This is a genomic window from Marinoscillum luteum (assembly GCF_044005705.1).
Taxonomy (GTDB): domain Bacteria; phylum Bacteroidota; class Bacteroidia; order Cytophagales; family Cyclobacteriaceae; genus Marinoscillum; species Marinoscillum luteum.
In genome coordinates, this window is sequence record NZ_JBIPKE010000019.1 from 499,520 (window position 1) to 511,363 (window position 11,844).

The window sequence follows — 11,844 nt, forward strand, 5'->3', positions numbered from 1 at the left end:
ATACCCAACAGCTAATGGCTAATCCACTAAAAATACCCCTGCCGCTTTCTGTCTTCCATAGCCGTCTCAGAGCGCTTGTCATCTTCCCTGTCTCCTCGTTCCGTGTTCCTTGCCGCGGCTACCTCTTCCACGATTTTTTCAAGGGTATCAGCATCTGACTCCACCCCGCCTGTAATGGTAATATCTCCCAGCGTTCGGAATCTTATGATCTTTTCCACCACTTCTTCTTTTGGATCAATCTGTATGAAATCCGAAACAGGAAGCCAGGTATTGCTTCGTCTGATCACCTTCCGCTTATGCGCGAAATACAATGAAGGGATGTCGATGTTCTCAGCCAAAATGTATTGCCAAACATCCATTTCCGTCCAATTGCTCAATGGAAACACCCTAAAGTGTTCACCATGGTGCTGCTTCCCATTGAAGATATTCCAAAGCTCAGGCCTTTGATTTTTAGGATCCCACTGACCAAATTCATCTCTGTGAGAAAAAAACCGTTCTTTGGCTCGTGCCTTCTCCTCATCCCGTCTTGCTCCACCTATGGCCGCATCGAATTGATTTTCCTCGATTGTATCCAGTAGTGTCACTGTCTGAATGGCATTTCTGGTGGCATTTTTACCTCGCTCCTCGGCCGCTCTGCCATCATTAATGGACTTTTGAACAGACCCTACTACCAGTTTTGCTCCGAGGGTCTCCACTAACTTATCCCGGAAATCGATGGTTTCAGGAAAATTGTGACCAGTATCGATATGCACCAATGGAAATGGAATCTTTGCAGGATGAAAGGCCTTTCTGGCAAGGTGGGTAACTACAATAGAATCTTTACCCCCAGAAAATAAAATGGCGGGATTTTCAAATTGCGCAAAAACCTCTCTCAAGACGTATATCGACTCTGCTTCTAACTCCTTAAGGTGCGTCAAATTATAGCTCTTCATTTGCTATTTTAATTTTGGTACTATTTGTTCGATCAATTCTTTAAGGGACTCCTCCACTGATTGGCCGGCAGTCCGTATGTGTACATCAGGATGTTCCGGGGTCTCAAAAGGAGAATCTATCCCTGTAAAATTCGGAATTTTTCCCGCTCTCGCCTTGGCATATAGGCCCTTCACATCTCTTTGTTCACACACCTCAATAGGTGTATCCACAAACACCTCAATGAAATTTTCTCCTCCCACTAAATCCCTGGCTTGCGCCCTATCTGCCCTAAACGGTGAGATAAAAGCCGTTAACACCACTACTCCGGCATCCACGAAAAGTTTAGACACTTCAGCAATCCGACGAATGTTCTCCACTCGGCTGGAATCAGAAAAATCCAGATCCTTATTCAAACCCGAACGCACATTATCTCCATCCAGAATATACGTACCATATCCCTGATTGAACAGGTAGACTTCAAAAGCACTTGCCAATGTTGATTTTCCAGATCCTGAAAGACCTGTAAACCAGATCAGTTTAGGTGCATAGCCGTTCTTCCGGACTCTGTCTTCCAGTTTAATGGCATGATCGTGCGGTATGATGTTTTCCTGGATACTCAATGTTTTGTTATTGAAACTGATTATTTATTCAGTTTTTTGTCGAATTGTTGAAAAAAACAAACCATTAAAGGCGCGAATCTACGAATTCTTTAGGTAAAAGCCCCTTTACATCAAAAATTACTGATATATTATTTCGTATTGATGACCAATCCAATTCCAGAAACTGACCGTGAGCGACTGCCAGTATAATCGCCTCGTAACTGCTGTAAACTGGCTCATTAAGCATATTTATACCATATTCTACTGACACTTCTACCTGATCCGCATTGGGGTCAAACACATCCGTATCCACCCCAAAGTCAACCAGTTCTCTGTAAATATCAATGACGCGTGAGTTTCGGATATCCGGACAGTTCTCTTTGAAGGTGATTCCCAGAATCAGAACTTTTGTTTGCTGACTTAGCTTCTTCTTCTGTGAAAGCAACTTGATCGTACGCTGTGCCACATAAGCTCCCATGTTGTCATTGATCTTCCTTCCCGAAAGAATCACCTGCGGATGATAGCCCAACTCTTCCGCTTTATAGGTAAGGTAAAAGGGATCAACCCCGATACAATGCCCCCCTACAAGCCCGGGTGTGAATTTCAGAAAATTCCACTTGGTACCAGCAGCTTCCAAAACCTCCTGGGTATCAATTCCCACCCTATCAAAGATCAAACTCAGCTCATTGACGAAGGCAATGTTAATGTCGCGCTGGGAATTTTCAATCACTTTCGCTGCCTCAGCCACTTTAATAGAAGAGGCTTTGTAGGTACCCGCAGTGACGATAGACTTATAAAAATGATCCACTGTTTCTGCAGTTTCGGGATTGCTGCCACTCGTAACCTTTAAGATAGTCGTCAGCCGGTGAACTTTATCTCCAGGATTGATCCTTTCCGGTGAATAGCCGCAGAAAAAGTCTTCATTGAATACCAGTCCACTCTTCTCGAGCTCTGGCACACACATCTCCTCTGTACAACCAGGATAAACTGTGGATTCATAAACCACAATATCACCTTTTTTCAAAAAGGAAGAGATCATCCTAGATGCACTAATTATCGGGCTCAGATCTGGCTTTTTGTGCTGGTCCACAGGAGTGGGCACTGTAACAATGTAAAAATTGCAACCTGAAAGATCTGACGGCTCTGAAGAAAACGTGAGATGCTTTGCGCCCAACAAATCCTCTTTATCCACCTCCTGAGTTCTATCGGTGCCTTCCCTCAGCTCCGATATTCTTGTGGTATTAATATCAAACCCGATTGTTTTGTATGTCCTCCCTGATTCCACTGCAAGTGGTAGTCCTACATATCCCAGACCTATGACAGCAACTTTGAATTCCATTTCTATTCTTAGCCCAATACTTTCTTTTTGAAATACTCAAGAGTTGGCTTTAAACCTTCGGACCGCGTGTACTTCGGCTCCCACCCCAGTAGTTCTTTCGCCAGGGTAATATCCGGCTTGCGCTGCTTCGGATCATCTTTGGGCAGCGGGTTATAGCTGATCTTGGACTTGCTTCCTGTCAACCGGATGATCTCCTCGCCGAACTCGTTAATGGTGATCTCTTCCGGATTACCAATATTCACGGGGCTGGCATAATCGCTTTTCAATAATCGATAAATCCCTTCCACCAAATCATCTACATAGGTAAATGACCTGGTCTGAGAACCATCCCCAAAAGCCGTCAGATCTTCACCTTTAAGGGCTTGAGAAATAAATGCAGGTAGCACCCTGCCATCGTCCAACCTCATTCTGGGGCCAAACGTGTTGAAGATTCGCACAATTCTCGTCTCCAAGCCATGAAAAGTATGATAAGCCATAGTCAGAGCCTCTTGAAATCGCTTGGCTTCATCATAAACTCCTCGGGGGCCCACTGGATTGACATTACCCCAATAATCCTCTGTCTGAGGATGCACCAACGGATCCCCATATACCTCAGAGGTAGAAGCGATAAGCATCCGAGCTCCTTTATCCTTAGCCAGGCCCAGGCAATTTAATGTACCAAGGGAGCCTACCTTCATGGTCTGAATGGGCATCTTCAGGTAATCAATTGGACTAGCCGGAGAAGCAAAGTGGAGAATGTACTCAAGGTCTCCTGCCACGTGTACAAACTTAGACACATCATGGTGTTGGAACTCAAAATCCTTGTGTCCCATCAAATGCTCTATATTGGAAATGTCGCCGGTAAGTAAATTATCCATGGCTACTACAGCGTAACCTTCAGCAATAAAGCGATCACATAAATGCGAACCCAAAAAACCTGCTCCTCCTGTTATTAATACTTTCTTCTTTGTCATTCTAATCAAATAATTCAGCTTTTGACATCAGGGACTGATGTTGATCTTTTGTGGAAATCTTTGGCGTTCCATTTATGCCCCAATCAATATTTAAATCGGGATCAGTATATATGATTCCCCGTTCACTTTCGGGTGAATAAGAATTGTCCACCGCATAATAGAAAATGGTTTCATCCGCTAAGGTATAATAGCCATGGGCAAATCCTTTTGGGATCAGTAAAAAAGTGTCCTGTGTACTGATCTCGATTTTGAGAGACTGACCAAATGTAGGCGAGGATTTTCTGATATCGACCACCACATCAACTACTGCTCCCGAAATCACCCCCACCAGCTTGGTTTGTCCAAAAGGTGCTATCTGATAATGGAGGCCACGCAAAACATTTTTCTCAGATTTGGCAAAGTTAATCTGCTTTACGTCAAAATGAATGCCTTGCTCGGCCAGTCCTTTCTGGTTGAATGATTCCAGAAAAAATCCTCGTTCATCACCAAAAACCTTCGTTTTTATGATAAAGCAATCCTTCAATGCTGTCTCAATCACTTCCATCTTGGCACCTGCAATAAGTATTCCCCATATCCGCTTTTCAATAGTGGTTCGGCTAGTGCTTCCAGCTGTTTCCGGGTGATAAACCCCATTTTGAATGCAACTTCTTCAATACAGCCTATTTTCAACCCTTGACGCTCCTCGATCGCTCTAACAAATTCCCCTGCCTGCATGAGTGATTTGAAAGTGCCGGTATCAAGCCAGGCCGTTCCCCTGTCCAACTTCTCCACCCTTAACTTTCCTGCCTTTAGGTATTGATTGTTGACCTCCGTGATTTCAAGCTCGCCCCTTGCGCTGGGCTTGATACTCTTGGCTATGCCCACCACTTCATTGTCATAGAAATACAACCCGGGCACGGCGTAGTTTGATTTTGGGTTGGCGGGCTTTTCCTCTATTGAGAGCACCCGGCCATGCTCGTCAAAGTCAACCACTCCGTAGCGTTGTGGGTCTGTCACATGATAGGCAAAAACGATTCCCCCCGTGGGATCAGCACATGCCTGTAACTTTTTGGAGAATCCTGAAGCATAAAATATGTTATCCCCAAGCACAAGGGCAACAGTGTCAGTACCAATGAACTGCTCACCAATGATAAATGCCTGTGCCAGACCTTCAGGTTTTTCCTGAACCGCGTAGGAAAACTTACAGCCCAGATTTTCTCCATTGCCTAAGAGTTCCTCAAATACGGGTAAATCTCTTGGGGTAGAAATGATCAATATCTCCCGGATACCAGCCAGCATGAGCACTGAAAGAGGATAATAGATCATCGGCTTGTCATAAACAGGCAGAATCTGCTTACTAATGGCATGTGTCAAAGGGTGCAGTCTCGTACCTGAGCCGCCGGCTAGTATGATTCCTTTCATTGCTGGTAGTGTGCGTTGTAATAATTTTGATACTCCCCCGAAGTGACATCTGACAACCAATCCTGATTTTCCAGATACCAGTCGACCGTTTTCTCCAGCCCTTCTTCAAACTGTAGGGATGGCTCCCAACCGAGTTCATTTTTAAGTTTGGATGCATCAATGGCATACCTCAAATCATGACCAGCCCTGTCGGTGACGAATGTGATCAGTCGATCAGAAGTGCCAGGCACATGTCCAAGTTTCCGGTCCATAATCTTGCAGAGCAGTCTCACTAAATCAATATTGGTCCATTCGTTGAAACCACCAATATTATAGGTCTCGCCAGTTTTCCCTTTGTGGTAGATCACGTCAATGGCGATCGCATGATCCTCCACAAACAACCAATCCCGGATGTTCTCGCCTTTTCCATATACGGGGATTGACTTCCCTTGCTGAATATTATGTATGGTAAGTGGGATCAACTTTTCCGGAAAATGAAAAGACCCATAGTTGTTAGAGCAATTGGAGATAATGACAGGTAGTTGGTAGGTATTGTGATACGCCCGCACAAAATGATCCGATGCAGCCTTGGAAGCCGAATAGGGCGATTTTGGATCGTATGGTGTAGCCTCGGTAAAGTAACCTTCCGCTCCTAGAGAACCATATACCTCATCCGTTGAGACATGATAAAAACGCTTGCCTGGTTTTCCTTTCCAATTAGCCTTCGCTGCGTTGAGAAGGGTTACCGTTCCCAAGACATTAGTTTCCACAAAGGCCATCGGATTACTGATGGATCGGTCCACATGTGATTCTGCAGCCAGGTGAATGACCCCATCAAAATCATTTTTTTTGAAAAGCTCCTCCAACAGAGAAGCATCGCAAATATCTCCCTTAATAAAGGTATAATTAGGAGCAGCCTCGACATCACGAAGGTTCTCAAGATTCCCTGCGTAGGTCAATTTGTCCAGATTGAAAACATGGTACTCAGGGTATTTTTTTACGAACAATCGGACCACATGAGATCCTATGAAGCCTGCTCCCCCTGTGATAAGCACTTTTTTCATTCCTCAATTTATAGATTATAGTACTCCCTGTACCAGTCCATGAAGTTATTAATTCCTGTCTCAATACTTGTCGAAGGCTTATAGCCCACGGCTTCCTCAAGCGCTGAAACATCCGACACGCTTGATGGTACATCCCCGGTCTGGAGAGGTAAGAAATTGATTTTAGCCTTTTTCCCAATCTTCTTCTCAATCGCCTCAATAAAATCCATCAATTTGACAGGCGAATTGTTTCCAATATTGAATATCCGGTAGGGTCCAAAACTTGTACTGGGATTAGGATCATTGGAGTCCCATGCCGGATCAGGAAGGCTTGGCTGGGGCAATAACCTGCAAATGCCCTCAAGTATATCATCTACATAAGTGAAATCCCGGAGCATCTGCCCATTGTTATAAACATCTATGGGTTCATCTTTGAGCATTTTGGTAGCGAATATGAACATGGCCATATCGGGCCTGCCCCAGGTACCGTAGGCCGAGAAAAACCTCAATCCAGTAGTAGGAATGTTATAATTCACCGAATAAGCATGAGCCATGAGCTCATTGGCCTTCTTTGTCACGGCATATAGAGAGACCGGGTGGTCAATATTGTGTTTTTCGGAAAAAGGCAAATTGGTATTTGCGCCGTACACCGAACTGGAGGACGCATATACAAGGTGCTTAATTCCGAACTTTTTACAAGCTTCAAGAATATTCAGGAAAGCAGTGAGATTGTAATCAATATAATCCTGCGGGTGTGTCAGTGAATGCCTCACGCCAGCCTGCGCCGCTAGATTCACGGCATATTGAAAGCCATGCTTCTCAAAACATTCGAACACCTTAGGTTTGTCCATCAGGTTGAAGCGGTAAAAGGTAAATCCCTCGAACGCTTCGAGTATTTTAAGCCGATCTTCCTTGAGCTGAAGATCATAGTAGTCATTGACCATATCTATGCCTACAACCTGATAACCTTCGTTCAATAATCGGCGGGCTAAATGAAATCCTATAAAACCGGCTGTACCGGTGACCAAAATGGGTGTCTGCTTCTCCAAGGGATTTTTTTTATGCAATGCTAAAATCATTGTGCCCTTTTTACAAGTAATCATGAGCATTGTAAGGTTTTTAACTCTTAATTTTGCCACATGCTCAAGCAACTGAGATGGTTGATTTACAAAGATTTACAAATAGACTGGCGCTCGAAATACCCGCTGGCGGGCATTCTGCTGTATATCACCTCACTGATCATCACCAGTTACCTGTCCTTCACGGGCTTTATTGAGCCCAAAACCTGGAACGCTCTTTTTTGGCTCATTTTACTCTTTATCTCCATCAATGCCGTGGCAAAGAGCTTCTCGCAGGAGGAAGACCGAACGCTTTACTATTTTCATCTGATCAGACCGGAGCGCATCATTCTGGCCAAGCTCATCTATTATAGCCTCTACCAATGGCTTCTCATCGGAGGAGCATTGTTGGTGTATACTATTTTTCTGGGCTTTCCGGTAAAAGAAATGGCGCCTTTTGTGGTCAACCTACTGGTGGGTTCATTTGGTTTATCCTCTGCATTTACTATGGTTTCATCCATTGCCAGCAAAACCAACAACAACGCTGTGATGATGGCCATTTTAGGATTCCCAGTCATCATACCTATTCTGATACTAGCCATTTCCAATTCCAAGACGATTGTTTTGGGTGGATCTTGGAGTGACATAAACGACAACCTGATTACACTCCTGAGCGTGAATGTTATTATCATTGCGCTCTCTTATATACTGTTTCCTTTTACCTGGAAATCCTAGCTATGAATTATCTTTTGAAGACGGACTGGTGGAAGTGGCTGGCAATGATTTTACTAGCCTATATAGTAGTGGGTGGCCTTCTTTTTACGGTCCCACGTCTTCCTATTCTGAATGAAACCATCCGCGTGCTTCACTTCCATGTACCGATGTGGTTTGGCATGCTTTTTTTGTTTTTGGCTTCCGTGATCCACTCCATTCGGTATTTATCAAATGGTGAACACAAGCACGACATTATCAGTAGCCAACTGGCCACTGTCGGCATTCTATTTGGAGTATTGGGGATGGTCACCGGCATGTTCTGGGCCACTTTCACCTGGGGCGAACCGTGGAGTAGTGATCCCAAGCAGAACGCTTCAGCCATTGGGCTACTCATCTACTTTGCATACTTCATTTTGCGAGGATCTCTTCAGGATGAACAGCAAAAAGCCCGGATTTCAGCAGTATATAACATTTTCGCATTTGCAGCCTTGATCCCATTGCTCTTTATCCTACCCAGGATGACAGACAGCCTGCATCCTGGCAACGGTGGAAACCCGGGATTTAATGCCTATGACCTGGACAGCAACCTCAGAATGGTTTTTTACCCAGCCGTGATTGGCTGGACACTCCTCGGCTTTTGGGTGGCTACCATTAAAATCCGATATGCGCTTTTAATTCAAAAAACAGATGATTAACCTCATGTACTTACTACCGAACTTATTGAACAGCCTGGGGGTTGTTTTGAGCACCATCCTCTTGCAGATTCCTATGGCGGACACTTTCCGAAGTGAAGGGAAAATATATGTGGTCCTGGCGGTGGTCCTGATCATATTGGGCGGTTTATTTTATTACCTGCTGAGGATCGACAGGAAACTGAAGAAATTGGAAGAAGACATCAATAAAAAATAACCCATGAAAAAGAGTCACATTTTTGGAATCATCATCATCGCTATTGCCATAGTGGTCATCATGACCACCGCAGGTGACGCCAGTGCCTATGTCACTTTCGAGGACGCCAAAGCACTGGCCGAAAAGGGTAACAACAACAAAATCCACGTGGTAGGCAAGCTCAAAAAAACTTCAGAAGGAGAAGTAGTTGGGATCGAAAGCAGCCCGGATATGCTTTCCTTCAAATTTGAAATGCTGGATGAGAACAATGTTTCTCAAGTCGTGTATTACCCTAACCCCATGCCCACGGACTTTCTTCGATCTGAGCAGGTAGTGGTGGTGGGAGCCTACCAAAATGGAAATTTTGTAGCAGACAAAATATTACTCAAATGCCCTTCTAAATACCAGGAAGAAGGCGTCAATGTATAATCTATGATTCACTACTTCCCGGGCAACTTGGGCCACCTCCTGGTTATATTGGCGTTCGTATCAGCCATAGTTGCCACTTACGCTTTTGCCAAAAATATCAATGACCATGAGCAGAAATGGACCCGGTTTGCCAAAGGGGCCTTTTATGTACATGCCATAGCTATATTCAGCATAGTGATCACCCTCTTCGTGATGATCTCCGGTCACATGTTTGAGTACCATTATGTTTACAACTACACCTCCAAATTCCTGCCACCATACTATCAGGTGTCCAGCTTTTGGAATGGTCAGGAAGGATCCTTCCTACTCTGGATGTTTTGGAATGCGGTGCTAGGCCTCATCCTAATTCACACCAACAAATCCTGGAGGCCCTCCCTCATGGCGGTATTTACCTTTACTCAGGTATTTCTGGTTTCCATGATTATGGGGGTAGTGATTTTCGATGTGAAGATCGGGAGCTCCCCTTTCATCCTGCTAAGAGATGTTGTGAGCGATGCCATATTCCGGATTCAACCAGACTTTATCCCGGAGGATGGACGAGGATTGAACCCTCTGCTTCAAAATTATTGGATGGTCATTCACCCTCCTACCCTATTCCTTGGTTTTGCCACCACGGTCATCCCCTTTGCTTATGCCATAGCAGGATTGATCACGGGCAAATACAAAGAATGGATCAGGCCAGCCCTTCCGTGGGCTCAGTTCTCAGCAGCAGTGCTTGGTGTGGGCATTTTGATGGGAGCCTACTGGGCCTACGAGACCTTGAACTTTGGAGGCTACTGGAACTGGGATCCTGTGGAAAATGCCATTTACGTACCATGGCTTGTCATGGTGGCAGGCATTCATACCATGATAGCTTTCAAGAAAAGTGATGCCGCGCTTAAGGCTTCCATTATCTTGATTCTGTCTACCTATGTACTCATCGTCTATTCCACCTTCCTCACGAGAAGTGGAGTATTGGGCAACGCCTCTGTACACTCTTTTACTGACCTGGGGCTCTCAGGGCAGTTGCTCATCTACTTGTTTGTGTTCACTGGCCTGTCCATATTTCTGGCTGTCAGGGCCTGGAAAAATATTCCAGAAAGTAAAGAGGAAACCTCCGCCTATTCACGTGAATTTTGGATTTTCATGGGAGCCACAGTGCTATCCCTGATGGCATTTCAGGTCATCATCCCCACCTCCATTCCAGTCTGGAATGAAATCGTGGAAGCCTTCGGAGGTACCTCTAATATGGCACCTCCTGCAGACCAAGTGGGCTTTTATACGCAGTTTCAACTTTACTTTGCCATACTATTGGCCGTACTTTCTGGTACCGGCCAGTTTTTTTGGTGGAAAAAGATCGATAGCAAAAAACTCAAACAAGAGCTCACTGTACCAGTGATGCTTTCATTAATGGTAACCGCCCTGATTTTCATCTTGGCCAAAGTTCAGAATATCTGGTATCTTTTATTACTGACCGCTTCCGTATATTCTATTTTTGCCAATGGGAAAATCCTCATCTCCGTAGCCAGATCCAACATAAAGCTCTCCGGCGGGTCCATTGCCCACATCGGGGTGGCCATGATGCTGATTGGTATTCTGTTCAGCTCGGGGTATTCCAAAATACTTTCGAAAAACAATACGGGTCTGCTCTGGAGTAAAGAATTTCCGGATGAGGTCAACCAAAACAATCTCCTCTTATTTCTGAATGAGCCAAGGCAGATGGCAGGCTATTCCCTCAACTACAAGGGACTGAGAAAGCTGACCAAAAACTCGGGTTATGTAGACATCAACGACATTGCAGGAGCCATCAGCCCACTACAGCTGGTAATGGGTAATGACAGCCGATCGAGCACCGATGTAGCCATCAAAAAAGGAGATACCATAGCCATCATCAACCCTGAAAACAGCTACTTCGAAATAGAATATAGCAAGTTGGATGGGAGCAAATTCACACTTTTCCCAAGGGTGCAAATCAATGAAACAATGGACATGATTGTGTACTCACCTGATATCAGCCGTACCCTCAAAGCTGATCTCTATACGCATGTGAGAACCTTTCCCGACCCGGAACAAACTGTGGAGTGGAGTGAAATTCAAGAAATCACCGTGACTCCCGGAGATCAGTTTTTCATCAATGACTATGTGGCAAGGTTTATCGACATGGTGCCCGTATCGCGCATAGAAGGAGTGGAAATGGGGCCCTCTGACGTAGCAGTGAAAGCGATCATTGAAATAGAAGGTGAACAAAAAACGTATACTGCCGAGCCTATTTATATCATCAAGGACAAAATGGCCGGCCGTATTCCCGATGTGGTCAGTGATCTTGCCTCCAGAATCACAATTCAGTCCATCAGACCAGAAGAGAATAGCTTTGTTTTTGGTTTGAGTACCACGCAAAAAGACTGGATCATCATAGAGGCAGTGGAAAAGCCATGGATCAATATCCTCTGGTCGGGCACGTTACTACTCGTTATCGGTTTTGGTATCGCTATCAACAGACGCTACACTGAGTTTAAAAAGATGCGTGACAAAGGAATGGAGTAATTTGCA

At 44.8% G+C, this 11,844-nt stretch carries 13 protein-coding genes; 5 read left to right on the forward strand and 8 right to left on the reverse strand.

Features of this window, described 5'->3' with window-relative positions; genetic code table 11:
- Positions 1-26: 26 nt before the first annotated feature.
- The 8 genes from cysD to ACHKAR_RS17235 form a co-directional block, all read right to left on the reverse strand.
- A complete protein-coding gene (cysD, locus tag ACHKAR_RS17200; protein ID WP_159582759.1) occupies positions 27-932 on the reverse strand; it encodes a sulfate adenylyltransferase subunit CysD in 906 nt (301 codons plus the stop codon).
- A gap of 3 nt (positions 933-935) precedes the next feature.
- Entirely contained in the window at positions 936-1,532 is a 597-nt protein-coding gene (gene cysC / locus ACHKAR_RS17205) for an adenylyl-sulfate kinase (RefSeq protein WP_221413341.1), read from the reverse strand.
- Positions 1,533-1,596: 64 nt separating this feature from the next.
- Positions 1,597-2,850 (reverse strand): nucleotide sugar dehydrogenase, encoded by a 1,254-nt coding sequence (locus tag ACHKAR_RS17210; protein WP_395418668.1) that lies wholly within the window; start codon positions 2,848-2,850, stop codon positions 1,597-1,599.
- Between the two features lie 8 nt (positions 2,851-2,858).
- Entirely contained in the window at positions 2,859-3,803 is a 945-nt protein-coding gene (locus ACHKAR_RS17215) for a UDP-glucuronic acid decarboxylase family protein (RefSeq protein WP_159582757.1), read from the reverse strand.
- Position 3,804: 1 nt separating this feature from the next.
- Positions 3,805-4,347: a dTDP-4-dehydrorhamnose 3,5-epimerase gene (gene rfbC, locus ACHKAR_RS17220; protein ID WP_395418670.1), complete on the reverse strand. Its 543-nt coding sequence runs from the start codon at positions 4,345-4,347 to the stop codon at positions 3,805-3,807.
- Complete coding sequence (rfbA, locus tag ACHKAR_RS17225; RefSeq protein WP_395418672.1) at positions 4,338-5,204, reverse strand: glucose-1-phosphate thymidylyltransferase RfbA; 867 nt, start codon at positions 5,202-5,204, stop codon at positions 4,338-4,340. Before rfbA ends, rfbC begins: the two co-directional genes overlap by 10 nt.
- Positions 5,201-6,247: a dTDP-glucose 4,6-dehydratase gene (gene rfbB / locus ACHKAR_RS17230; RefSeq protein ID WP_395418673.1), complete on the reverse strand. Its 1,047-nt coding sequence runs from the start codon at positions 6,245-6,247 to the stop codon at positions 5,201-5,203. Before rfbB ends, rfbA begins: the two co-directional genes overlap by 4 nt.
- Positions 6,248-6,255: 8 nt before the next feature.
- Positions 6,256-7,275: an NAD-dependent epimerase gene (locus ACHKAR_RS17235; RefSeq protein WP_255465386.1), complete on the reverse strand. Its 1,020-nt coding sequence runs from the start codon at positions 7,273-7,275 to the stop codon at positions 6,256-6,258.
- A 90-nt stretch (positions 7,276-7,365) separates the two neighbouring features.
- On the opposite strand from ACHKAR_RS17235, the gene ACHKAR_RS17240 reads away from it, so the two are divergent.
- Genes ACHKAR_RS17240 through ccsA (ACHKAR_RS17260) form a run of 5 tightly spaced genes read left to right on the forward strand, consistent with a single transcriptional unit; the run spans position 7,366 to position 11,838 of the window.
- On the forward strand, positions 7,366-8,019 hold the full coding sequence (locus tag ACHKAR_RS17240) for a heme exporter protein CcmB (protein WP_395418674.1): 654 nt from the start codon (positions 7,366-7,368) through the stop codon (positions 8,017-8,019).
- A 14-nt stretch (positions 8,020-8,033) separates the two neighbouring features.
- Positions 8,034-8,693, forward strand: a complete 660-nt coding sequence (gene ccsA, locus ACHKAR_RS17245; RefSeq protein WP_395418818.1) for a cytochrome c biogenesis protein CcsA — start codon at positions 8,034-8,036, stop codon at positions 8,691-8,693.
- Between the two features lie 4 nt (positions 8,694-8,697).
- Positions 8,698-8,907 (forward strand): CcmD family protein, encoded by a 210-nt coding sequence (locus ACHKAR_RS17250; protein WP_221413340.1) that lies wholly within the window; start codon positions 8,698-8,700, stop codon positions 8,905-8,907.
- A gap of 3 nt (positions 8,908-8,910) precedes the next feature.
- Positions 8,911-9,315, forward strand: coding sequence for a cytochrome c maturation protein CcmE domain-containing protein (locus ACHKAR_RS17255; RefSeq protein ID WP_159582750.1), 405 nt, complete (start codon positions 8,911-8,913; stop codon positions 9,313-9,315).
- A 3-nt stretch (positions 9,316-9,318) separates the two neighbouring features.
- Positions 9,319-11,838: a cytochrome c biogenesis protein CcsA gene (gene ccsA, locus ACHKAR_RS17260; RefSeq protein WP_395418675.1), complete on the forward strand. Its 2,520-nt coding sequence runs from the start codon at positions 9,319-9,321 to the stop codon at positions 11,836-11,838.
- The last annotated feature ends 6 nt before the right edge of the window (positions 11,839-11,844 follow it).

Coding starts and splice junctions, on each gene's coding strand:
- cysD (WP_159582759.1), bottom strand. CDS start 932: ATGAAGAGCTATAATTTGACGCACCTTAAGGAGTTAGAAGCAGAGTCG.
- ACHKAR_RS17210 (WP_395418668.1), bottom strand. CDS start 2,850: ATGGAATTCAAAGTTGCTGTCATAGGTCTGGGATATGTAGGACTACCA.
- ACHKAR_RS17215 (WP_159582757.1), bottom strand. CDS start 3,803: ATGACAAAGAAGAAAGTATTAATAACAGGAGGAGCAGGTTTTTTGGGT.
- rfbC (WP_395418670.1), bottom strand. CDS start 4,347: ATGGAAGTGATTGAGACAGCATTGAAGGATTGCTTTATCATAAAAACG.
- rfbA (WP_395418672.1), bottom strand. CDS start 5,204: ATGAAAGGAATCATACTAGCCGGCGGCTCAGGTACGAGACTGCACCCT.
- rfbB (WP_395418673.1), bottom strand. CDS start 6,247: ATGAAAAAAGTGCTTATCACAGGGGGAGCAGGCTTCATAGGATCTCAT.
- ACHKAR_RS17240 (WP_395418674.1), top strand. CDS start 7,366: ATGCTCAAGCAACTGAGATGGTTGATTTACAAAGATTTACAAATAGAC.
- ACHKAR_RS17250 (WP_221413340.1), top strand. CDS start 8,698: ATGTACTTACTACCGAACTTATTGAACAGCCTGGGGGTTGTTTTGAGC.
- ACHKAR_RS17255 (WP_159582750.1), top strand. CDS start 8,911: ATGAAAAAGAGTCACATTTTTGGAATCATCATCATCGCTATTGCCATA.
- ccsA (WP_395418675.1), top strand. CDS start 9,319: ATGATTCACTACTTCCCGGGCAACTTGGGCCACCTCCTGGTTATATTG.